Annotated in this window: 22 protein-coding genes; 11 read left to right on the top strand and 11 right to left on the bottom strand. The window is 71.5% G+C overall.

Annotation, left to right across the window (positions count from 1 at the left end; all coding sequences use genetic code 11):
• Nucleotides 1-20 precede the first annotated feature (20 nt).
• From B042_RS0104295 to B042_RS0104310, 4 genes are all read right to left on the bottom strand, one after another.
• Nucleotides 21-926, bottom strand: a complete 906-nt coding sequence (locus B042_RS0104295; RefSeq protein WP_028647212.1) for a sugar ABC transporter permease — start codon at nt 924-926, stop codon at nt 21-23.
• Complete coding sequence (locus B042_RS0104300) at nt 923-2,536, bottom strand: ABC transporter permease subunit (RefSeq protein ID WP_028647213.1); 1,614 nt, start codon at nt 2,534-2,536, stop codon at nt 923-925. Before B042_RS0104300 ends, B042_RS0104295 begins: the two co-directional genes overlap by 4 nt.
• A gap of 2 nt (nt 2,537-2,538) precedes the next feature.
• Entirely contained in the window at nt 2,539-3,786 is a 1,248-nt protein-coding gene (locus tag B042_RS0104305) for an extracellular solute-binding protein (protein ID WP_028647214.1), read from the bottom strand.
• A gap of 201 nt (nt 3,787-3,987) precedes the next feature.
• The gene (locus tag B042_RS0104310; protein WP_028647215.1) at nt 3,988-5,589 is read right to left on the bottom strand and encodes a glycoside hydrolase family 13 protein; all 1,602 of its coding nucleotides are present in this window, start codon (nt 5,587-5,589) and stop codon (nt 3,988-3,990) included.
• Between the two features lie 94 nt (nt 5,590-5,683).
• Here B042_RS0104310 and B042_RS21935 point away from each other — a divergent pair, with 94 nt between their 5' ends.
• Nucleotides 5,684-6,745: a LacI family DNA-binding transcriptional regulator gene (locus B042_RS21935; RefSeq protein WP_051415464.1), complete on the top strand. Its 1,062-nt coding sequence runs from the start codon at nt 5,684-5,686 to the stop codon at nt 6,743-6,745.
• Between the two features lie 52 nt (nt 6,746-6,797).
• Nucleotides 6,798-8,030, top strand: coding sequence for a radical SAM family heme chaperone HemW (gene hemW, locus B042_RS0104320; RefSeq protein ID WP_028647216.1), 1,233 nt, complete (start codon nt 6,798-6,800; stop codon nt 8,028-8,030).
• A gap of 58 nt (nt 8,031-8,088) precedes the next feature.
• On the opposite strand, the gene B042_RS0104325 is transcribed toward hemW, so the two are convergent.
• The 4 genes from B042_RS0104325 to B042_RS0104340 form a co-directional block, all read right to left on the bottom strand.
• Nucleotides 8,089-8,628 carry a DUF4870 domain-containing protein gene (locus tag B042_RS0104325; protein ID WP_028647217.1) on the bottom strand — a complete coding sequence of 180 codons (540 nt, stop codon included), beginning with the start codon at nt 8,626-8,628 and terminating at the stop codon, nt 8,089-8,091.
• A gap of 227 nt (nt 8,629-8,855) precedes the next feature.
• A complete protein-coding gene (locus tag B042_RS0104330; protein ID WP_028647218.1) occupies nt 8,856-9,425 on the bottom strand; it encodes a DUF4870 domain-containing protein in 570 nt (189 codons plus the stop codon).
• A gap of 46 nt (nt 9,426-9,471) precedes the next feature.
• Complete coding sequence (locus tag B042_RS0104335) at nt 9,472-9,801, bottom strand: DUF4870 domain-containing protein (protein ID WP_036553898.1); 330 nt, start codon at nt 9,799-9,801, stop codon at nt 9,472-9,474.
• Between the two features lie 653 nt (nt 9,802-10,454).
• The gene (locus B042_RS0104340; RefSeq protein ID WP_028647220.1) at nt 10,455-11,285 is read right to left on the bottom strand and encodes a DUF3097 domain-containing protein; all 831 of its coding nucleotides are present in this window, start codon (nt 11,283-11,285) and stop codon (nt 10,455-10,457) included.
• Between the two features lie 121 nt (nt 11,286-11,406).
• On the opposite strand from B042_RS0104340, the gene hrcA reads away from it, so the two are divergent.
• Genes hrcA through B042_RS0104355 form a run of 3 tightly spaced genes read left to right on the top strand, consistent with a single transcriptional unit; the run spans nt 11,407 to nt 14,298 of the window.
• Nucleotides 11,407-12,420: a heat-inducible transcriptional repressor HrcA gene (hrcA, locus tag B042_RS0104345; RefSeq protein ID WP_028647221.1), complete on the top strand. Its 1,014-nt coding sequence runs from the start codon at nt 11,407-11,409 to the stop codon at nt 12,418-12,420.
• Between the two features lie 4 nt (nt 12,421-12,424).
• Nucleotides 12,425-13,564, top strand: a complete 1,140-nt coding sequence (dnaJ, locus tag B042_RS0104350) for a molecular chaperone DnaJ (RefSeq protein WP_028647222.1) — start codon at nt 12,425-12,427, stop codon at nt 13,562-13,564.
• Entirely contained in the window at nt 13,561-14,298 is a 738-nt protein-coding gene (locus tag B042_RS0104355) for a 16S rRNA (uracil(1498)-N(3))-methyltransferase (protein WP_028647223.1), read from the top strand. Before dnaJ ends, B042_RS0104355 begins: the two co-directional genes overlap by 4 nt.
• 44 nt (nt 14,299-14,342) lie before the next feature.
• On the opposite strand, the gene B042_RS25550 is transcribed toward B042_RS0104355, so the two are convergent.
• Nucleotides 14,343-15,029, bottom strand: a complete 687-nt coding sequence (locus tag B042_RS25550) for a hypothetical protein (protein WP_051415465.1) — start codon at nt 15,027-15,029, stop codon at nt 14,343-14,345.
• On the bottom strand, nt 15,026-15,556 hold the full coding sequence (locus B042_RS0104365) for a SigE family RNA polymerase sigma factor (protein WP_028647224.1): 531 nt from the start codon (nt 15,554-15,556) through the stop codon (nt 15,026-15,028). The genes B042_RS25550 and B042_RS0104365 overlap by 4 nt, the downstream gene beginning before the upstream one ends.
• A gap of 336 nt (nt 15,557-15,892) precedes the next feature.
• On the opposite strand from B042_RS0104365, the gene B042_RS0104370 reads away from it, so the two are divergent.
• From B042_RS0104370 to era, 6 genes are all read left to right on the top strand, one after another.
• Complete coding sequence (locus B042_RS0104370; RefSeq protein WP_028647225.1) at nt 15,893-16,243, top strand: histidine triad nucleotide-binding protein; 351 nt, start codon at nt 15,893-15,895, stop codon at nt 16,241-16,243.
• A gap of 214 nt (nt 16,244-16,457) precedes the next feature.
• Entirely contained in the window at nt 16,458-17,525 is a 1,068-nt protein-coding gene (locus B042_RS0104375; protein WP_028647226.1) for a PhoH family protein, read from the top strand.
• A gap of 114 nt (nt 17,526-17,639) precedes the next feature.
• Nucleotides 17,640-18,122 (top strand): rRNA maturation RNase YbeY, encoded by a 483-nt coding sequence (gene ybeY, locus B042_RS0104380; protein WP_028647227.1) that lies wholly within the window; start codon nt 17,640-17,642, stop codon nt 18,120-18,122.
• Nucleotides 18,119-19,492: a hemolysin family protein gene (locus B042_RS0104385; protein WP_028647228.1), complete on the top strand. Its 1,374-nt coding sequence runs from the start codon at nt 18,119-18,121 to the stop codon at nt 19,490-19,492. The genes ybeY and B042_RS0104385 overlap by 4 nt, the downstream gene beginning before the upstream one ends.
• Entirely contained in the window at nt 19,489-19,833 is a 345-nt protein-coding gene (locus tag B042_RS0104390; protein ID WP_028647229.1) for a hypothetical protein, read from the top strand. Before B042_RS0104385 ends, B042_RS0104390 begins: the two co-directional genes overlap by 4 nt.
• 11 nt (nt 19,834-19,844) lie before the next feature.
• Entirely contained in the window at nt 19,845-20,813 is a 969-nt protein-coding gene (gene era / locus B042_RS0104395; RefSeq protein ID WP_028647230.1) for a GTPase Era, read from the top strand.
• Nucleotides 20,814-20,982: 169 nt separating this feature from the next.
• Here era and B042_RS0104400 read toward each other — a convergent pair whose 3' ends face one another.
• Nucleotides 20,983-21,717 carry an IclR family transcriptional regulator gene (locus B042_RS0104400; RefSeq protein WP_028647231.1) on the bottom strand — a complete coding sequence of 245 codons (735 nt, stop codon included), beginning with the start codon at nt 21,715-21,717 and terminating at the stop codon, nt 20,983-20,985.
• Nucleotides 21,718-21,789: the final 72 nt, after the last annotated feature.

The following is a 21,789-nucleotide window of genomic DNA, read 5'->3' on the forward strand; positions in this document are numbered from 1 at the left end:
CCGTGGAACGGTGGCGGCGGCTACCCCTTCACGGCCCCCGAGGTCAGGCCCTCGGTGATGTAGCGCTGGAGGAACCAGAACACCATCAGGGTCGGCAGGGACAGCATGATCGCCCCCACCGAGAACATCCCGAAGTTGGCGTTGCGCTGCGAGGCTACCAGTTGGTACAGGCCCAGCCCGAGCGTCTTGGCGTCGGTGTCGCGCAGGAACACGCTCGCCAGCAGGAACTCGTTGACGGTGTTGATGAACACCAGAAGCCCGACGATCGCCAGGACCGGGGTGACCAGAGGCAGCATGATGCGGAAGAACACCTGCGCGTGCGTGGCCCCGTCCATCTGCGCGGACTCGTCCAGCTCCTTGGGCACGGTGTCGAAGAAGCCCTTCATCAGCCACGTGTTGATGCTCAGCGCACCTCCCAGGTACACCAGCAGCAGCCCCCAGCGGGTGTCGAAACCCAGTTCCGGCCGGTACTCGCCGATGGAGGAGAACATCAGGTACAGGGCGACGATCGCGAGGAACTGCGGGAACATCTGGATGACCAGCAGGCCGACGAGCCCCACCCTGCGCCCGCGGAACCGCATCCGGCTGAAGGCGTAGGCCGCCAGCGCTGACAGCAGGACCGTCACGGCCGCGTTGGCGAGCGCGAAGAACAGCGAGTTGGCGTACCACGTGGTGAAGGGTGTGTTCCCGAACAGGTCCAGCGCGTTGTCGGCGCTCGCCCCCGTGGGCCACAGCCGGGCGCTGCTCAGCGTGCCCAGCGGGTTGAGCGCGGCCGAGACCACGAACAGCACGGGGAAGACCGCGAAGGCCGCGACCACCCACATGAACGCGTGGCGCCAGCCCAGGCGGGCGGCCCACAGCGCGAACCTGGTCGCCGCGGTGCGCCGGTAGCGGGTCGCCGCCGGGTCGACGGTGTACGCCGTCATCGGTCCACCTCCATCAGGGCCTTGCTTCTCCGCAGGCTCACCACGGAGATGAGCGAGACGATGACGAAGATCATCACCGACAGGGCCGCGGCGTATCCGTACTGGGCGGTCGCCTCGTTGAAGGCCAGCCGGTAGGTGTAGGTGATGAGCAGGTCGGTGGCCCCGGCGGTGGAGTTCTCCGACGACAGCGGACCGCCGCGGGTCAGCAGCCACACCGCGTTGAAGTTGTTGAAGTTGAACGCGAACGTGGCGACCAGGATCGGGCTCATCGCGACCATGAGCAGCGGCAGCGTCACGTGCCGGAAGGCCTGCCAGCGGCCCGCCCCGTCGATCTGCGCCGCCTGGGAGAGCTCGCGCGGGACGGCCTGGAGGGCCCCGGTGGCCACGAGGAACATGTAGGGGTAGCCCAGCCACACGTTGGCGAGGATGACCGCGGCCCGCGCGCTCCAGGCGTCGCCGAACCAGTCGATCTGGAGCCCGAGCATCCGGTTGATCAGGCCGAAGTCGGTGTTGAACATGTCCCGCCACAGCAGGTACATGGCCAGCGAGCTCATGGCGTAGGGCAGGACCACCAGGATCCGGTACAGCGCCTTGCCCCGCATCCTCGGCACGTGCAGGGCCATCGCCACGGCCAGGCCGACCACGAACACCAGGCCGGTCACGGCGACGGCGAAGGCGATGTTCCACACCAGGATGCCGAAGAACGACGACGCGAAGGTCGGGTCGAACAGGAACCGGGCGAAGTTGTCGAAGCCGACGTTGACCTTCCAGCCCTGCGGGAGCCGGTCGCCCTCGGGGCCGTAGAAGGCGCCGCGCTCGTCGTCGGCGGTGTACACGGTTCCGGTCTCCGAGTCGGTGACGCAGTCGCACGAGGCGTCGTAGGAGCGGACCGCGGTCCCCTCGAAGGCCGTGGACAGCCCGCTGGAGCGGATGCCGGCGCCGTCGCCCGTGGGGACGGCGAACTCCTCCAGTTCCGCGCTGCGCGCGTTGACCTGCGCCGGGGTGAGGACCGTGTAGCCGAAGGCCCCGGTGATCCTGCCCGATGCGTTCACGGTGGCCGTGGGGAGCGGGTCGAGCCCCTCCTCGTCTCCTGTGTAGGTCCGGCCCTCGGGGTCGGTGAGCAGGAACACCAGCGCGCCGGTCTCCGGGTCGCCCGCGGTGGCGACGGTGAGGGTGTACTCCTCCGCGTCGGGGGTGCGGGTCACGGACAGGGACTCGATGGAGGCGATCGCCTGCTGCTTGTCGACGCGGTGGCCGTCGCTCATGTTGGTGACCGAGGTGCTCATCGTGTAGAGCACCGGCAGGATCTGGAAGGCGACGAGGAACAGCACGCCGGGGAGCAGGTACTTCGCTGGGACGGTGCGCTTGGAGAGGTAGACGTGGTAGACGAGCGCCACCACGCCGGCCGCTACGGCCAGGCCGAGCCAGTGGCCCGCGAGGTAGAGCGGGAGCACGGCCCACACACCCAGGGCGGTGAACAGGCCCAGCAGACCGATCTTGACGACGTGTGCGGTCAGCGAGGTCCCGGGTGCGAAGCGCCCTCCCGGGAGGGGTGGACGGGCGGGCGCCCCGCTGGGGGCGCCCGCGCTGTCGTGTTCGGAGGCCGCCACTACTACTCGCCGATCTGCTCGGAGATCGTCGCGGCCGCGGACTCCATGGCCTTGGCGGGGTCGGTGCCGCCGACGATCTCGGCCTGGGCCACGCCCAGCGGCTGCCAGGTCTCGCCCATCTCCGGGATGGAGGGCATCGGCATGCCCTCGGTGCCGGCCTCGGCGATCGCGCCGATGTTCGGGTCGTCGGCGGAGACGCTCTCCAGCGCCTCGGCCTGGACCGGGGTGCGCGGGTCGGCCGCGTACAGGTCCAGGATGAAATCGGTGTCGGTGACGTAGTTGGTCACGAACTCCTCGGCGAGCGCGGTGTTGGTGCTGCCCTCGGTGACGAAGAAGGACTGGTAACCGATGTAGGGGCTGGCGGGGCCGCCGTCCTCGAACCCGGGGATGGGGCTGATCGCGTAGTCGATCCCGGAGGCGTCGGCGTCGGCGATGTTCCAGGGCCCGGCGACGAAGAACGCGGCCTCCCCGTCGAAGAACAGCGCGGCGTCGTTCTCCGTGGTGATGGAGCGGCGCAGTACGCCCTCGCCGGCCTCGCCGTACTCGGCGATCCTCTCCATGGCCGCGATCGAGGCCTCGGTGTCCACACCGAGGTCGGCGGGGTCCCAGGTCCCGGTGTCGTCCTGCCCGAACAGGTAGCCGCCGGCGGAGGTGAACAGGGCGTTCATCCGGTAGGGGTCGCCCTCCTGGCCGACCGCCATGGACAGGACCTCGCTGACCTCGCCGTCCTCCTTGAGCGCGCTGCCGGCCTCCACGAGCTCCTCGAAGGTCCGCGGTGCCTCCGGCGCCAGCTCCGTGTTGCGCATGAGGAAGATGTTCTCCTGCGAGTACGGAACGCCGAAGAGCTGGCCGTCGTAGGTCATCGCCTCCAGGGAGGTGGAGTCGAGCAGGTCGGCCCGGTCCTGGGGGAGCTCGATCGGCTGTACCGCGCCGTTGCGCACCAGGTTGCCGGTCCAGTCGTGTGCTCCGATGAAGACGTCCGGCGCGTTGCCCGCCTGGTAGGCGTTGAGCACGTCGCCCTGCATGTCCTCGAAGGCCACGGCGTTGACGCTGACATCGATGCCGTTGGTCTCGGCGAACGCGGCGGCGGACTGCTCCACCGCGTCGGCCCGCTCGGGGTCGGTCCAGATGACGAGGGTGCCGGCGGCCGCCTCGCCGCCGCTGTCGCCGGTGCCCTCGCCGCCGCAGGCGGTCGCCGCCAGGGCGATCGCGGTGATACCGGCGAGCGCCGATGCTGTACGGAGTCTCATAGGGGGAGTCCTTCCGGGAGGCAGAGGGGTGGGGTGCGCACACGGGACGCCCCCCGGCCGTCGTCAGTGTGCGCGGTGGTGTGACATTAGCAATTAATTGCAGACTTTGAAAGGGCTTGCGAAACTTGATGGTAAAGATGCGGAAACGTCCAGAAGCGGTCCGGTGTCCTCGGACCCGGACACGTCTCCTGGACGTGGTTCCTACACGCGGAGCCACACCGCGGTGTCGGCGGGCAGCGTGAGGGAGCCCTCCGCGGGTGCGTCCACCGGGGCGCTGCTCAGGAGCACCGTGCCCTCGGATCCGATCTCCACCGGCTCCCGCCGCAGGTTGACCGCGCACCGGAAGCCGGGTTCGCGCTCGAAGTGCAGTACGCCCTCGGGGGCGTCGAGCCAGGTCATCGCCCCGTCACCGAGCGCCTCCAGCTCACGGCGCGTTCCCAGCGCGGCCGTGTACAGCTCCAGAGTCGAGCCCGGCACCCCCTTCTGGGCGGCCCGCGAGAGCTCGCCCCAGCCCTCGGGGAGCGGCAGCCACGGCTCGGACCCCTCCGGACCGAAACCGCACGGCTCCGGCCCCCGCTCCCAGGGGAGCGGGACACGGCAGCCGTCCCGCCCGCGGTCGGTGCGGCCCGAGCGCTCCCAGGTCGGGTCCTGGAGCGCGTCCTCGGGCAGGTCGGTGACCTCGGGCAGCCCGAGTTCCTCTCCCTGGTACAGGTAGACCGAACCCGGCAGTGCCAGCATCAGCAGTGTCGCGGCGCGCGCCCGGCGCAGCCCCTGCTCGCCCCCGCCGAAGCGGGTGACGTGGCGGTGGATGTCGTGGTTGGACAGCACCCACGTGGTGGCGGCGCCCACCGCGCCGTTGGCGGACAGGGACCGGTCGATCACCTCGCGCAGGCGGGCCGGGTCCCAGGGCGAGGTCAGGTACTCGAAGTTGAACGCCTGGTGCAGCTCGTCCGGGCGCAGGTAGCGGGCGACCCGCTCGGCGTCCTCCACCCACGCCTCGGCGACCAGCGCCCGGCCGCCCGGGTACTCCTCGACGAGCGCGCGCCACCGGCGGTAGATGTCGTGCACACCGTCCTGGTCGAAGTAGGGCAGCGAGGTGTCGCCGTCGAGGAGGCCCGCCTGGGCGCCCTCGGGCAGGTCCGGCAGGGCCCCGTCCTTGACCATCCCGTGCGCCACGTCGATCCGGAACCCGTCCACGCCGCGCTCCAGCCAGAAGCGCAGGACGTCGTCGAACTCCTCGTGCACCTCCGGGTTGGTCCAGTCCAGGTCGGGCTGCTCGGCGTCGAACAGGTGCAGGTACCACTGCTCGGGGGTGCCGTCGGGACGCTTCAGGCGCGTCCACGCCGGGCCGCCGAAGATCGAGCTCCAGTTGTTGGGCGGCTCCTCCCCGTGCGGCCCCCCGCCGTCGCGGAACAGATAGCGGGCGCGCTCGGGGGAGCCCGGTTCGGCGGCGACGGCCTCGCGGAACCACCGGTGCGCCGACGAGGTGTGGTTGGGCACGATGTCGATGATCACGCGGATGCCCGAGGCGTGCGCCGACTCCAAAAGGGCGTCGAAGTCCTCCAGTGTGCCGAAGCGCGGGTCGACGTCGCGGTAGTCGGCCACGTCGTAACCCCCGTCGGCCAGGGGGGAGACGTAGAAGGGGGTCAGCCAGATCGCGTCGACACCGAGCTCCACGAGGTGGGGGAGGCGCTCGCGGATACCGGCGAGGTCGCCCTCCCCGTCGCCGTTGGAGTCGGCGAAGCTGCGTACGTAGATCTGGTAGATGGCGGCCTCGCGCCACCAGTGCTCCCGGGGCTCCATGCAGGGGTTCCTTCCGTCACGCGTGTGAAAGCTCTTGCGCAAGATTACCTTCTTCTTGCATCTCTATGTCAGCGATTTCGGCTAGAGTTGCCCCATGGGTCCACGACTTGCCGACATCGCGCGGTACGCAGGCGTCAGCGAAGCGACGGTCTCGCGCGTGCTCAACGACAAAGCCGGGGTCGGCGGCGACACGCGCAAGGCCGTCCTGACGGCACTCGACGTCCTCGGCTACGAGCGGCCCGCACGGCTGCGGCAGCGCTCCGCGGGGCTCGTCGGTATGGTCATCCCCGAACTCGGCAACCCCGTCTTCCCGATGTTCGCCCAGGCCGCCGAGGGCGCACTGGCACAGCGCGGCTTCACCCCGGTCCTGTGCACCCAGGCCCCGGGCGGGATCACCGAGGACGAGTACGTGGAGCTGCTGCTGGAGCGCAATGTCTCCGGCATCCTCTTCGTCTCCGGGCGCCACGCCGACACCACCGCCCCCCACGACCGCTACCGCACCCTCATCTCCCGGCGCCTGCCGATCGTGCTCGTCAACGGCTTCGCCGACGCCGTCGACGCCGCCTTCATCTCCTGTGACGACCACGAGGCCGGGCGCCTGGCCGTCGACCACCTCGTCGCCCTCGGGCACACCCGGATCGGCTTCACCAGCGGACCGGAGCGCTACGTCCCGGTCCGGCGCAGGATCGAGGGGTACCGAGAGGCCCTGGCCCGCCACGGGCTCGACGGCGAGAACCTCGTGGAACTGTCGCTCTTCGGGGTGGAGGGCGGCCACGCCGCCGCGTGCACCCTCATCGAGCGCGGCGTCACCGCCATGGTGTGCGGCTCCGACATGATGGCCCTGGGCGCCGTCCGCGCCGCGCGCCAGCGCGGTCTGCGGGTTCCGCGGGACTTCTCCGTGGTGGGCTACGACGACTCCCAGCTCATCGCGTTCACCGATCCGCCGCTGACCACCGTGCGCCAGCCGGTCAACGCCATGGCCCTGGCAGCCGTCCGCGCCCTGTGCGACGAGATCTCCGGGCACACCGTCTCCCGCACCGAGTACGTCTTCGACCCCGAACTCATCGTGCGCGGCTCCACCGCCGTCGCTCCCGGCCGCCTGGTTCCCGAAGCGACGGCCGTCGCGGTCCAGGGGAAGGCCGCCGCAGGAGGGTGAGGCGCGGCCGGCCCCGTCCGGGGCACGCCGACCCGTCGGTGACACTGGGTGCATGCCTTCCGTCGACCTCGGCGGCGACCCGGTCCCCACGACCGGGGAGCTGCCCGCCGCCTCCCTCGCCGAACTCGGCGACCGGCCCCTCGGCTTCTACGTCCACGTGCCCTTCTGCGCCACGCGGTGCGGCTACTGCGACTTCAACACCTACACGGCCGACGAACTCCTCTCGCGCGACGGAACGGCCACCGCCTCCCGCGAGACCTACGCCGACCAGGCAGTCGGGGAGGTCGCCCTCGCCGACCGGGTCCTGACTGGGGAGCGCCCGCCCGTGAGCACCGTCTTCGTCGGTGGCGGCACGCCCACCCTGTTGCCCGCCGAGGACCTGGGGCGGATCGTCGCCGCGATCGGCGACCGGTTCGGCCTGACCGCCGACGCCGAGATCACCACCGAGGCCAACCCCGAGACCGTCGGCCCCGACGACCTGGCGCGTCTGCGCGAGGCCGGGTTCACCCGCGTGTCCTTTGGCATGCAGAGCGCCCGCCCGCACGTGCTGCGCGTCCTGGAGCGCGGACACACCCCGGGGCGGCCGGAGCGGTGCGTGGAGTGGGCCCGCGCCGCCGGGTTCGAGCACGTCAACCTCGACCTCATCTACGGCACCCCGGGGGAGAGCGACGACGACTGGGCCGCCTCCCTCCAAACGGCGGTGGCCGCCGGCCCCGACCACGTCTCCGCCTACTCGCTGATCGTGGAGGAGGGCACCCGCCTGGCCGCCCGCGTCCGCAGGGGAGAGGTGGCCGAACCCGACGGCGACACCATGGCCGATCGCTACCTCATGGCTGACCGGGTGCTCACCGAGGCGGGGCTCACCGCCTACGAGGTGTCCAACTGGGCCCGCGGCGACGCGGCGCGCAGCCGCCACAACCTCCTGTACTGGACCGGCGGCCACTGGTGGGGGGTGGGGCCGGGTGCCCACAGCCACGTGGGCGGCACCCGCTGGTGGAACGTCAAGCACCCCGCCGCCCACGCCGCCAGGCTGGCGCGGGGCCAGAGCCCGGGACAGGCGCGCGAGGTCCTCACCGCTGATGAGCGCCGGTTCGAGCGCGTCCTGCTGGAGATCCGCGTGGCCGGGGGCTGCCCGCTGGACCTGCTGGAGGAGCCCGGCCGCGCGGCGGCCGAACGGGCGGTGGCCGAAGGGCTGCTCGACCCCGCTGCCCACGCCGAAGGCCGCGCCGTGCTCACCCTGAGGGGCCGTCTGCTCGCCGACGCCGTGGTCCGCGACCTCACCTGAGGGCGGACACGACGAAGGCCCGGCACTCGGCCGGGCCCCCGATCGCGCGTACGCGTGCCTACTTCACCCAGTCGACGTTGAACGGGTAGGGCTTGGCCTGCTCGCCCCGGTTCACCGCCACGCCGCGCTGGATACCGCAGATGAGCGAGAAGACGAAGAGCCCCGCCCAGAGCAGGACGCCGATGAAGACGATCGACAGCACACTGGAGATCATGTACCCGATGAGCATGATGAGCTGGAAGTTCAGCGCCGCCGCCGACTCCTGGCGGACCCACGGGGACTGGTCCTTCTTCACCAGGTAGACGATCAGGGGAACGATGAAGCCGAGGATGCCGCCGCCCAAGTGGGCGAAGAAGGCCATCTGCCGGTCGTCGGAGCCGCTCTGCTGGGGTCCGTAGCCGGGCTGGGGTCCGTAACCGGGCTGGCCCTGCTGGGGGCCGTAGCCCGGCTGGGGCTGGCCCTGCTGCGGGTATCCGCCCGCGGGAGGCGGGGGGTAGCCGCCGCTCTGGGCGTCGTATCCGCCGGTTCCCTGCTGGTAGCCCGGCTGCTGGCCCTGGTTGTAGGGGTCCTCGGGCGGGGGTGTGTTGGGGTAGGCCATGCGTATTCCTTCGTTTGGACGGTTGGGGGCGTCCGGTGGGGCGCCTGCCAGAGCAGACGCACGCGCACCGTGAATCGGTTCCATGCGGTCCGCGTCACAAGCGGCCGCACACCGAACCTTCCGTGGCACCCGGGACCGTAACAGGGGCAGGGACGGTTCCACGGCGCCGTTGACGAGGGAAGTCCCTGTCGAAGGAAGCCTACAGGTGGGCGAAAGGGGCGGATGTCCTACTTGACCCAGTTGACGTTGAACGGATACCGGTACCACTCGCCCCGGTTGGCCGCCACCCCGCCGAGGATGCCCAGGACCAGGCAGACGATGGCCACGACCGCCCACGTCAGCAGGCCGATCAGTACGAACGTCAGCACCCACGACACCACGATGCCGATGGTGACCAGGATCTGGAAGTTGAGCGCCTGCGCGGACTGGTCGCGGACGAACGGGGACTCGTCCCGCTTCACCAGGTAGACGACCAGCGGGACGACCCAGCCGAACCCGGAGAAGAAGAATCCGGCCAGCCCGCCGCCCAGGTGGGCGATCATGCCCATCTGCCGCTCCGACGCGTTCGGCTGCCCCGTCGCCGACGAGGGTTCGAGCCCGCCCGGCGCGTAATCGCCCTGGGGGTACCCGCCCTGCGGCGGGGTGCCCGGCGCGTACCCGCCGGGCGGTGCCCCGGAGCCGGGACCCGGCTCCGGCGGAGGCCCGCCGGCAGCGGGCCCGTTGCCGGGCCCGTTGCCGGGCCGCTGCCGTCCCCGCTCGTCGGGGTCCTCGGGAGGCGGTGTGTTGGGGTAGGCCATGGGGTGCCCCTCCGTATCCGGTTCCGCTCGGCCCCGGGCCGGGGTGCTACTTCAGGAGCCGGATGCTCACCGGGTAGCGGTACCACGTTCCCCTGTTGGCGCCGGAGGCGCCCAGGACCCCGAAGACGATCGCCACCACCCAGATCAGGGCGATGAACAGGGATCCCACCCAGGACAGCTCTGGGAAGAAGATACCCAGACCGATGAAGGCCACACAGGCGAACAGGTAGGGGATCAGCAGGGTGAGCTGGAAGTTCGCCGCCTCCGACGCGTGGTGGCGCACGACCGGGGACCGGTTCCGCTTGGTGAGGTAGATCGCCAGCGGCGGGATCCACCCCAGGAAGGCGATCACGAAGCCCGACAGGTGCGCGAGCATCGACACCAGGGTGCCGTCGTCACCCGGCTGCTGCTGCCCGTAGGGGCCGCCGGGCTGCCCGTAGGGCGGCGGCGCGGTCTGGGGGCCGCCCGGAAAGTCGGCCGGAGGGCCGGGAGGGAAGCCGGGACCGGGGCCCCGCGGAGCGAACACGGGCTGCTGGAGCTGGGGTGCCCACGCCTGGGGCTGCGGCGGGCCCAGCGGAGGCTGCCCCGGCTGGGGAGTGTACTGCGGCTGGCCGGGCTGACCGTAGGGGGGCTGCGGCGGTACGGGCCGTCCCTGGGCGTCCTGCGGGGGAGCGAACGCGGGCTGCCCCGGCCGCCGCCCGGGATCGGGCCGCGGCGTGTAGGAGGGCTGGGGCGCGGACTGGGGGCCCGCGTCGGAGTGCGGCACGGCCGGACCGTACCGCCGCGGCTGTCCCGGCTGGGGGGCGGCCTCGGGCTCGTAGGGGGACGGGGCGTTCGCGGGCGGCCCCTGGACCTGCTCGGGCGGCGGTCCGCCCTGCGGTTTCTCCGGGGACGGGGGGTTCGTCGGGGTCTCGCTCATGTTGTCCTTCGCTCCGCTGCTGTGGGGCGTGTGATGTCAGGGGATCCACCGACGACCATGGGGCCGTGGTCCGGCGACGGCACGGGCGGCCACCCGCGCCCCCTGCGATCCTAGGCCGGGTGCGGTCCGGTGACGAAGTCGATGAGCTCCTCCACACGCCCCAGCAGCGAGGGCTCCAGATCCGCGTAGGAGCGGACCGAACCGAGGATGCGCCGCCAGGCCTCACCCGTCTCCATCCGCCACCCGAGCGCGTCCACGACCCCCTCCTTCCAGGGGACGCCGCGCGGGACCTCGGGCCAGCGCGCGATCCCCACCGCGCGGGGGCGGACCGCCTGCCACACGTCCACGTAGGGGTGTCCGGCCACCAGCACGTCCCCGCCCCGGACCCGCGCGGCGATCCGGCTCTCCTTGGAACCGGGCACGAGGTGGTCCACCAGCACCCCCAAGCGGCGGCCCGGGCCGGGAGCGAACTCCGCCACGATCGCGGGCAGGTCGTCGACCCCCTCCAGGAACTCAACAGCCACGCCCTCCACACGCAGGTCGTGGCCCCAGACCTTCTCCACCAGTTCCGCGTCGTGCGCACCCTCGACGTAGATCCGGCTCTCCCGGGCCGTCCGCGCGCGGGCGCCGCGCACCGCGATCGAACCCGACGCGCTGCGCAGGGGGCCCCTGGACGCGCCGTCTGGGCGCACCAGCGTGACGGGGCGCCCGTCGATGAGGAACGCGGCCGGGGCCAGGCCGAACACCCGGCGGCGCGCCGCCCGGTCCTCCAGGGTCACGGTCGCCTTGTCCCAGGCGACGACGGCACCGCAGAAGGTCTCCTCGGCCGTCTCCACGACCAGGTCCCGGCTCAGGGGCACCTCGCGGACTTCTCTCCTCTTCGGCCGCGGTCCGGTCGCCAGTACGTCGCGGCCGTAGCGGTCGGTTCCCTTGTTGGACACGGTCGTGCAGTGTACTGGTGGGGATTCCCCGCGGCGCGGACCACCGGCGGGGCGCCGAGCGGGTTTGCGGCCGGGCATAGAATTGGCACTGTGGACCACGGAGTGCCAGGGAGGTGGCGAGTTGCTGGATGAGCGCAAGCTCGCGGTCCTGCGTGCCGTCGTCGAGGACTTCGTCAATACCAACGAGCCCGTCGGCTCCAAGGCCCTCGCGGAGCGGCACCCCCTCGGGGTCTCCCCCGCGACCATCCGCAACGACATGGTCGCCCTGGAGGAGGACGGCTACATCACCCAGCCGCACACCAGCGCGGGACGGGTCCCCACGGACAAGGGCTACCGGCTCTTCGTCGACCGGCTCTCCTCGGTCAAGCCGCTCTCGGCCGCCGAGCGCAGGGCCATCGAGTCCTTCCTCACCGGAGCCGTGGACCTCGACGAGATCGTCACCCGCACGGTGCGGCTGCTCGCCCAGCTCACCCACCAGGTCGCGATCGTCCAGTACCCGTCCCTCACCCGTTCGTCGGTGCAGCACGTGGAACTGGTGCCCCTCGGCGGACCGCGGCTGATGATGGTCGTCATCACCGACACCGGCCGCGTCGAGCAACGCGTCATCGACGGGTTGGGCGACATCAGCGAGAGCGCCGTCGACGACCTGCGCTCCATGCTGAACCGGGCCACCGCCGGGCGCTTCCTCAACGACGTCCCCCGCGTGGTGGGCGACCTGCCCGCCCAGGTCGACCCGGAGCACCGCGACATGGCCGTCGCGGTCCTCTCGGTCCTGTTGGAGAGCCTCGTGGAGCGGCACGAGGAGAAGATCGTCCTGGCAGGCACCGCCAACCTCGCCGCGGTCGACTTCGCGGCCAGCCTGCGGGACATTCTGGAAGCACTGGAAGAGAACATGGTCCTCATCCGTTTGCTGGGTGAGGCGAAGGACCCGTCGATGCTCACGGTCCGCATCGGCGCGGAGAACTTCCATGAGGGACTGCGGTCCACCTCCGTCGTATCGGCCGACTACGGCGTGGGAAACCAGTCGTTGGCCAAGATCGGCGTGGTGGGCCCCACCCGGATGGACTACCCCGGGACGATGGGAGCCGTCCGCGCGGTGGCTCGGTATGTCGGACAGATTTTGGCAGGACAGTAACTCAGTGGCCAGAGACTATTACCAGGTGCTCGGAGTGCGTCGCGACGCCTCCAAGGACGAGATCAAGAAGGCGTACCGGCGGCTCGCACGCGAGCTGCACCCGGACATCAACCCGGACCCCGCCACCCAGGAGCGCTTCAAGGAGGTGACCCAGGCCTACGAGGTCCTCTCCGACGAGAACAAGCGCCGGATGTTCGACATGGGCCAGGACCCCTTCGCGCCGGGCGGAGGCGGGGCCGGCGGTTTCGGCGGAGCGGGCGGCTTCGCCTTCGACGACATCATGAACGCGTTCTTCGGCGGCGGACAGCCTGGCGGCCGGGGGCCGCGCGAGCGGGTCCGGCGCGGGCGCAGCATCAAGATCCGCGTCGAACTGGACCTCGCCGAGACCGCGTTCGGGGTCAGCAAGGAGATCACCTTCCCCACCGCGATCCTGTGCGAGACGTGCCAGGGCGAGGGGACGGCGCATGGCTCGCACCGCACCACTTGTGAGATGTGCCACGGCCAGGGGGAGGTCTCCCAGGTCACCCGTTCCTTCCTCGGCCAGGTGATGACCTCGCGTCCCTGCCCGCAGTGCTCGGGGCAGGGCACCGTCATCACCGACCCCTGCGCCGACTGCGCGGGTGAGGGCCGGGTGCGCGAGAAGGTCACCCGGACCGTCAAGATCCCCGCCGGTGTCGACGACGGCACCCGTATCCAGCTCGCGGGCGAGGGCGAGGTCGGCCCCAACGGCGGACCGCGCGGCGACATCATCCTGGAGATCGTCCAGAGGCCCCACCCCACGTTCGAGCGCCGGGGCGACGACCTGCACTGCACGGTGACCGTGCCCATGACGGCCGCTGCGCTGGGCGCCTCGTTCGCCTTCGACACCCTCGATGGCACCGAGAACATCGACCTGCGTCCCGGGACCGACTCCGGACACGTGATCACCCTGGCGAACAAGGGCGTCAACCACCTCGACGGCGGCGGCCGGGGCGACCTGCGTATCCGGGTCGATGTGGAGACCCCCGCCAAGCTGGACGAGGAGCAGGAGGCCCTGCTGCGCAAGTTCGCCGAACTGCGCGGTGAGGACAAGTCGCCGGGCCGGTTCAGCCCCGGGCACGGCGGGTTCTTCGCCAAGATCCGCGACGCCTTCAGCGCCAAGTGACACCGGCCCTCTTCCTGGTCGGGTCCGGTGAGCTGGACACCGACCAGGTGGTCGTGTCCGGCCCCGAGGGGCGCCACGCCGCCGTGGTCCGCCGGATCCGCGAGGGCGAGACCGTCGACCTGGCCGACGGGCGAGGGCGCCGTGCCCGGTGCACCGTGACCGGCGTCGACGGGGAGCGGATCGTCTGCCGGGTGGAGGAGCGCCGGGACGAGCCCGCCCCGAGGCCGCGCCTGACGGTTGTCCAGGCCCTGCCCAAGGGCGACCGCGGCGAGCTGGCCGTGGAGATGATGACCGAGGCCGGTGTCGACGCGCTCGTGCCGTGGGCAGCGCAGCGGTGCGTCACCCGCTGGAAGGGCGCCCGGGCCGCCAAGTCACTGGACAAGTGGCGCGCCAGCGCCCGCGAGGCAGCCAAACAGGCCCGGCGGGCGCGGCTGCCGGAGGTCGCTGACCCCGTCGGTAGCGGGGCGGTGGCGGATCTGCTGGCCGCAGCGGACCTGGGCGTCGTCCTGCACGAGGACGGGGCCCGGCGGCTGGCCGAAATGGCCCTGCCCGAGAGCGGGGACGCGGAGATCGTGCTGGTGGTCGGCCCCGAGGGCGGCTTCTCCGACACCGAACTCGACGCCTTCACCGAGGCCGGGGCGGTGCGGGCCCTCCTGGGGCCCACCGTCCTGAGGACCTCCACGGCCGGGGTGGCGGCGCTGTCGGTCCTCCAGGCGCGCACCGGCCGCTGGTAGCCGGGGCGGACCGGCCGGTCCGCCCCGCACGTCGGCGCCTTGCCTCAGGGAGCGATCGACCGCGTGCCGTCGTCGGAGACCGTGCCGACCGTGGTCGGCCCGGTCTCGGAACCGCCGTCGACGGGTTCCTCGGGGTCGTCCGTGGAAGTGTCCGATCCGCCGCCGTCGGTGGCGCTGTCCGAGGGCTCCTCGGAGGCGGGGCAGCCGTCGCCGCCGGAACCGCTCTCCCCGTCCTGGTCCGCGGCCGTGCCCGTTCCGGGGGGCGGGCACGTGGGGGAGGCGTCGGGAGCGGGCTCGGGGGCGTCTCCCGGGGAGCTCTCCTGTTCGGACGTGGGATCCGGGGACGGGGAGAGCGCCGGATCGGCCGAGGGCTCGGGCTCCCCGTCCCCTGGGGCGGGGCTGGGAACGGAGACGTCGACGCCGGGCTCGGAGGACTCGGGCGGGGCGGTCGTGCCCTCGCGGTCGGCACCCGCAGGGACGATTTCCAGTACCTGCTCGCGGACCTGGGGCGTGGAGAGGACGACGGAGGTGGCGATCATTACCGCGCCCGCCACGGCCGCCGCGGGCCGCAGCCAGGGCAGGCCGAACCACGCGGTGATGCGACGCTGCTCGGTGCGTTCGCGTATCAGGTTCAGTCCCTCGGCGGAGGGCCGACACGAGTCCGCCTCCGCCGCGAGGATCGCGCGGAGACGGTTCTCGAACTCGTCGCTGGGGTCGGGCTGACTGGTCATGTCGTCTGCTCCAGAACAGAGCGCAGGGCGGAGATGCCACGCGAGGTGTGGCTCTTCACCGCCCCCTTGCTGATACCCATGGCGCTGGCGATCTGTGCCTCGGACAGGTCGCCGTAGTACCGGAGCACGATCGCCTCCCGTTGGCGTGTGGGGAGCTTGCGCAGCGCCCTGATGACGGCCTCGCGCTCCAGCAGGTTCATGGCGCCGTGCTCCGCGCTGGGGGCGTCGGGCAGTGCCTTGGGTGCGTGCTTCTCCACGACGGCCCGGTGGCGCAGTACCGACCGCGCCTTGTTCACCACCGCCTGGCGGAGGTAGGACAGGGCTTTGTTGGGGTCGCGCAGACGGCGCCACGCGGCGTGCATCGCCACGAAGGAGTCCTGTACGACCTCCTCGGCGGTCGCGTGGTCCCGGACGAGCAGGGAGGCGAGGCGGACCAGTGGGCGGTAGTGCTCTCGGTAGAGCTCGGTCACCGCGTGGTCGGCGTCCCACTCCATGGAGAGCGGAGCCGCGGCGGCTCCGGCCACCATGGTTTCTGTCGTCACACCGGTTCGACGCACACCCTTGTCGCGGGGTTTACGAAAGGGCATACCTCATTCTTTTCCACGTAGACGTGCGTTCCGTTCCGAACACGATGGGGGGTCAGGGTCGACGGGAGGCCGACGGGCCCGACGCGCACGGGTGCAAAGCCTATCGTGTCCGAACCGTCGGGTACGCGGTACCAACGGATTCGGGACCTCTCCGCCGGCTTGTCACGGGGCGGACCTGCGGCATCATGGGGTCCGCGACTTTTCCGAACGGGACGGGCTCGCACACGGCGCGCGGTCCCGGAAAGCGAACCACGGTGCCCTGACGGAGGTACGTAGATGGCCGAGGCCGACTGCCTGTTCTGCAAGATCGTGTGCGGGGAGGTGCCCGCGGAGATCGTCCGCGAGGGGGAGCGCGTCGTCGCCTTCCGTGACATCAACCCCCAGGCCCCCACCCACGTGCTGGTGATCCCGCGGGAGCACCACCCCGATGCCGCCGCGGCCGCGGCGGCCGGGTCGGGCCTGCTCGACGAGGTCGTGCGGGAGGCCCACGAGGTGGCGAAGGCGGAGGGGATCGACGAGACGGGGTATCGCCTGGTGTTCAACACCGGCAGCGGTGCCGGACAGACGGTCTTCCACCTCCACGGCCACCTCCTCGGCGGCCGCGGGCTGAACTGGCCTCCCGGATAGACGGCTGTTCCGGCCCGGCCGACCTCGAAAAAGCGATCGAGGTCGGCCGGGCCGCGTTGGTAGACTCGTGCCGTGGTCCGATGGGGCCGGTGAGCCGAGCGGGAAACCGGTGAAGGGCCAGGTCGGTGCCGGTCCCGGCACCGCACGCAGGCGATCCCCGCCCCACCGGGCGGGGCCGGATCGAAGGGTGGGACGCTGGCCGCAAGGCCGCACCATGGCCGAGTCAACGCACACGCAACCGCGACAGGACACGCAGGTCAAGGTCGTGGTTCCGGACGAGCACACGATGGTCAGTCTGCTGGGCTCGGGGGACCAGCTCCTCAGGGCGCTGGAGCGGGCCTTCTCCAGCGACATCCACGTGCGCGGCAACGAGTTCACCATCACTGGGGAGCCCGAGGAGACCGCGATCGTGGTCCGCCTCGTCGAGGAGCTCATCGAACTCGCCAAGAGCGGAACGCACGTCACGCCCGACACCGTCGAGCGCATGGTCCACATGCTCCGTACGCCGGGCACCGAGCGCCCCGCGGACGTGCTCACCACCAACATCCTCTCGAACCGGGGCAGGACCATCCGCCCCAAGACCCTCAACCAGAAGCGCTACGTCGACGTCATCGACCGGCACACCGTGGTCTTCGGTATCGGTCCGGCGGGCACCGGCAAGACCTACCTGGCCATGGCCAAGGCGGTCAAGGCGCTCCAGGGGAAAGAGGTCAACCGGATCATCCTGACCCGCCCCGCCGTGGAGGCGGGCGAGCGGCTGGGCTACCTCCCGGGCACCCTCTACGAGAAGATCGACCCCTACCTGCGGCCGCTCTACGACGCGCTGCACGACATGCTCGACCCCGACTCCATCCCCAAACTGATGTCGGCCGGGACGATCGAGGTCGCCCCCCTGGCGTACATGCGGGGTAGAAGCCTGAATGATTCCTTCATCATCCTCGACGAGGCCCAGAACACCTCGCCCGAGCAGATGAAGATGTTCCTCACCCGCCTTGGCTTCGGCTCCAAGATCGTGGTCACCGGCGACGTCACCCAGGTCGACCTCCCCGGCGGCCAGGCCAGCGGGCTGCGCACGATCGAGAACATCCTGCGTGACATCGACGACATCGCGTTCTGTCGCCTGACCAGCGAGGACGTGGTCCGGCACCGGCTCGTCGGCCAGATCGTCGACGCCTACGGCCGCTACGACGCCGCGCGGACCGGCCGCTCCCGCGGCCCCTCCGACCGGCGCGGGCGCCCGGACACCCCCGACGCGCCGGGCGAGGCACCGGCGTCGGACTGAGACCATAGGGTCAGCGACACCCGGGTCGGCGGGGACGCCGGCCCGGGCTCGCGCGCGCACCGGGCGGACCTGCCGTCCGGACACCACGATCCCCAAGCGAGGCAGAACCAGAAGATGAGCATCGACGTCGCCAACGAGTCGGGCTTCACCACCGTGGACGAGGCGCGGCTCTCCCGCCTGGCGCGGCACGTGCTCGACGCCATGCGCGTCCACCCGCTGGCCGAACTGTCGGTCGTCCTGGTGGACGAGGAGCCGATGACGGACCTGCACGTGCGCTGGATGGACGAACCCGGCCCCACCGACGTCCTCTCCTTCCCCATGGACGAACTGCGCCCCGGCGGCCCCGGACGCACCAGCGAGCCCGGGGTGCTCGGAGACGTGATCATCTGCCCCCAGGTGGCTGAGCAGCAGGCCCAGAAAGCCGGGCACTCTACGGAGGCGGAGATCGACCTGCTGTGCACGCACGGCATCCTGCACCTGCTGGGCTACGACCACGCCGAACCCGACGAGCACAAGGAGATGTTCGGCCTCCAGGGTGAGATCCTCGCCGCCTGGCGCGAGCGCGAGGCCGCCGACGAAGGGGGAGCGGGGCGATGAACCTCGCCTCCTCGCCAGGCGCGCTTCCGTCGGCCGCCGCGGACCCGGTCCTGTGGGCCGGTGTGTGCGCGGTGGCCGCCCTCCTCACGGCCGGGGCCGGGTTCCTGGCCGCGGCCGAGGTCGCTGTGACCAGGGAGGCCCCCGTCGGGGTGGCGGGTCCCCCAGCCGCGCGGGCCGCCCGCTCCCGCTGGGAGCGCGTGTCCGCCGACCCGACCCGCCACCTCAACGTCCTGCTGTTCCTGCGCGTGGTCGCGGAGGTGGGCGCGGCCCTGTCCGCGGCTCTGGCCGCCGTGCTCCTGTTCGGGGCCGGCTGGCCGGCCTTCCTGCTGGCGCTCGTGGTCCTCGTGGTGGGCGACTACGTGTTCGTCGCGATCGCCCCGCGCATCCTGGGCCGCCAGTTCGCCGCGCCGATCGCCCGTGCCAGCGCCACCGTCCTCCACCCCGTCCAGGTCGTGCTGGGCCCGGTCGCCGAACTGCTGGTGGGCCTGGGCCGGGCGCTCACCCCGGCGGGCAAGGGCGACCGTGAGGGCCCCTTCAGTACCGAGGTCGAACTGCGCCAACTCGTGGACCTAGCCGAGCAGGGGGAGGTCATCGACCCCGAGGAGCGGCAGATGATCCACTCGGTGTTCAAACTCGACGACACCTCCGTGCGGGAGGTGATGGTGCCGCGCCCCGACATCGTGTTCACCGGCCGCGAGGCCGAGGCCGATGCCGTCCTGTCGCTGGCCCTGGCCAGCGGCTACTCGCGCATCCCCGTCACGGGCGAGGACGAGGACGACGTGGTCGGCATCGTCTACCTCAAGGACGTGGTGGACCGGCTGCACGACCGCTGGACCGCCGCGCCGGACGGGGCCGGAGCGGGCCTGGTCGCCGCGGACGTGATGCGTCCCGCCACCTACGTCCCCGACACCAAGCCCATCGACGAACTCCTGCGCGAGATGCAGCAGCAGCGCAACCACGTCGCCGTGGCCATCGACGAGTACGGCGGCACGGCGGGGCTGGTGACCCTGGAGGACATCGTCGAGGAGATCGTCGGGGAGATCACCGACGAGTACGACCACGAGATCCCTCCCGTGCAGTGGCTGGACGCCGACCGGGTGCGCGTGACCGCCCGGCTGCCGTTGGGGGAGCTCGACGAACTCTTCCCCGACCACGACCTGGACACCCCCGACGTGGAGACCGTCGGCGGACTCGTCGGGTTCGTTCTGGGCCGGGTGCCGGTGGGCGGTGCCCGGGCGCAATACGCTGGACTCAGACTCACCGTGGAGGGACGCGGGGGACGGCGCAACCGGCTGACCACGGTGCTGGTCGAACGGCTGCCGGAGGAGACCGGCGGCCAGGACGAGGACGTAAGGAGCACGGAGCAGTGACGGACAAAACGGGTCTGGGACCCGAGGACGGTAAGCTCATCACCCTCGCACGGGCCTCACGGGCCCGCAACGCCGCGGCCGAGGGCGCGGCGGTGCGCGACGAGACCGGGCGCACCTACGTCGCCACGACCGTGGAGCTGCCCTCGCTCCGCCTCTCCGCCCTCCAGGCCGCCGTCGCTGCGGCGGTCTCCGGTGAGGCCGCGGCCCTGGAGGCGGCGGTCGTCGTGACCGCGGCGGGCGAACTGACCGAGGACGACCGCGCGGTCGCGGAAGACCTGAAGACCCAGGTGGTGGTGATCGCCGCCCCTGACGGGGTGCCCGCGAGCATCACCCGGCGCTGAGAAAAGACGACATGAACGACCTCGACCTGGAGAAGCTGCGGCTTCCGCTGGAGATGCCCCCCCATCCGGAGGGCTTCCGCAGCGGGTTCGCCTGCTTCGTGGGCCGCCCCAACGTCGGCAAGTCCACACTGATGAACGCCCTGGTCGGCCAGAAGGTGGCGATCACCAGCAACCGGCCGCAGACCACGCGGCGCACGGTGCGCGGGATCGTCCACCGGCCGGACGCGCAGTTGATCGTCGTGGACACGCCCGGTCTGCACAAGCCCCGCACCCTGCTGGGGGAGCGGCTGGACTCGCTGGTGCGGTCCACCCTGGTCGAGGTCGACGTGATCGCCTTCTGCCTGCCCGCCAACGAGCCGATCGGCCGCGGGGACACCTACATCGCCAGGGAACTGGCGGAGCAGACCGACACCCCGGTGGTTGCTCTGGTCACCAAGACCGACCTGGCGGGCAAGGGGGCCGTGGGGGAACAGCTCATGGCGGTCAGTGGCCTGGGGGACTGGGACGACATCGTCCCGGTCTCCGCGCGGGGCGGCTTCCAGGTCGACACCGTCGCCGACGTCTTGTGCTCGCACCTGCCGGAGGGGCCGCCGCTGTACCCGGAGGGCGACCTCACCGACGAGCCCGACGAGATGCTGGTGGCCGAACTGGTGCGGGAGGCGGCGCTGGAGGGCGTGCGCGACGAGCTTCCGCACTCCATCGCCGTGGTCGTGGACGAGATGAGCGAGCGCGAGGACACCAGGCCCGACAAGGACCTGGTGGACATCTACGCCTCGCTGTACGTGGAGCGCTCCAGCCAGAAGGCGATCGTCATCGGGTCGAAGGGGTCGCGCCTGCGCGACGTCGGCTCGCGGGCGCGCAAGCAGATCGAGGCCCTGCTCGGCCGGAAGGTCTTCCTCGACCTGCGTGTGCGGGTGGCCAAGGACTGGCAGCGCGACCCCAAGCAACTGCGCAGGCTGGGCTTCGACCAGCAGACCTAGGCTGTGTTTATGGTCCCTCGCAGGCTCGGGACGGTGCTCGCGGCGCGGGGAACCGGCCTCTTCGCCGCCCGCCACCGCCCTCAACGGACGCCTGCGGCGCGGTCCCTCCCGGCTCGTTCCTCGCTGCGGCTTGGCTCGTCTCGCAGAACACTGGCGGCGCCCTCGCGCTCTAACGCCTTTGGGTGAGGTCGGCGGCCAGCGCGCGGGCCGCCTCCTGGACTAGCGGTGCCGCGCGCTTGACGAAATTCCAGGTCACCCGCCGGTCGGGTCCGGAGACGGACACGGCCACCCGGGAGGGTGCGCCCTCCACCGGGACCGCGACGCAGCGCACGCCGAGCTCCTGCTCGCCGTCGTCGACGGCGTAGCCGCGCTCGCGGATGCGCCGAAGTTCGGCGGCGAACGCCTCGGGATCGGTGATGGTGCGGTCGGTGGCCGCGGGCATGCCGGTGCGGCCGACGGTGGCCAGCGCCTCGTCCTCCTCCAGTTGTGACAGCAGTGCCTTGCCCACACCGGCGGAGTGGGGCAGGACGCGTCGACCGACCTCGGTGAACATGCGCATGGCGTGCGGTGAGGGCACCTGTGCCACGTAGACGACCTTGTCGCCGTCGAGCATGGCGAGGTTGGCGGTCTCGCCCAGGGAGTCGACCAGGCGGGACAGGTGCGGCCGCGCCCAGGTGCCGAGCATCTGGGCGGCCCGGTCGCCCAGGCCGATCAGCCGCGGTCCCAGGGCGTAGCGGCGCGAGGGCAGCTGGCGTACGTACCCGTCGCCGACGAGGGTACGTATGATGCGATGGATGGTCGGCAGGGGCAGCCCGGAGGAGTCGGCGAGCTGGCTGAGGGAGGCCTCGCCGCCCGACTCCGCCATGATCTCCAGCAGGGTGAAGGCGCGTTCGAGGGACTGCACGCCGGGGCGCCCGCGCCCGCCGGTGTCCTCGGGGTGGGACGGGGGGTCCGTCCGGGGGGTCTGCGAGGCTGG

It is taken from the genome of Nocardiopsis sp. CNT312, assembly GCF_000515115.1.
In the GTDB taxonomy this organism is placed as follows: Bacteria; Actinomycetota; Actinomycetes; order Streptosporangiales; family Streptosporangiaceae; genus Nocardiopsis.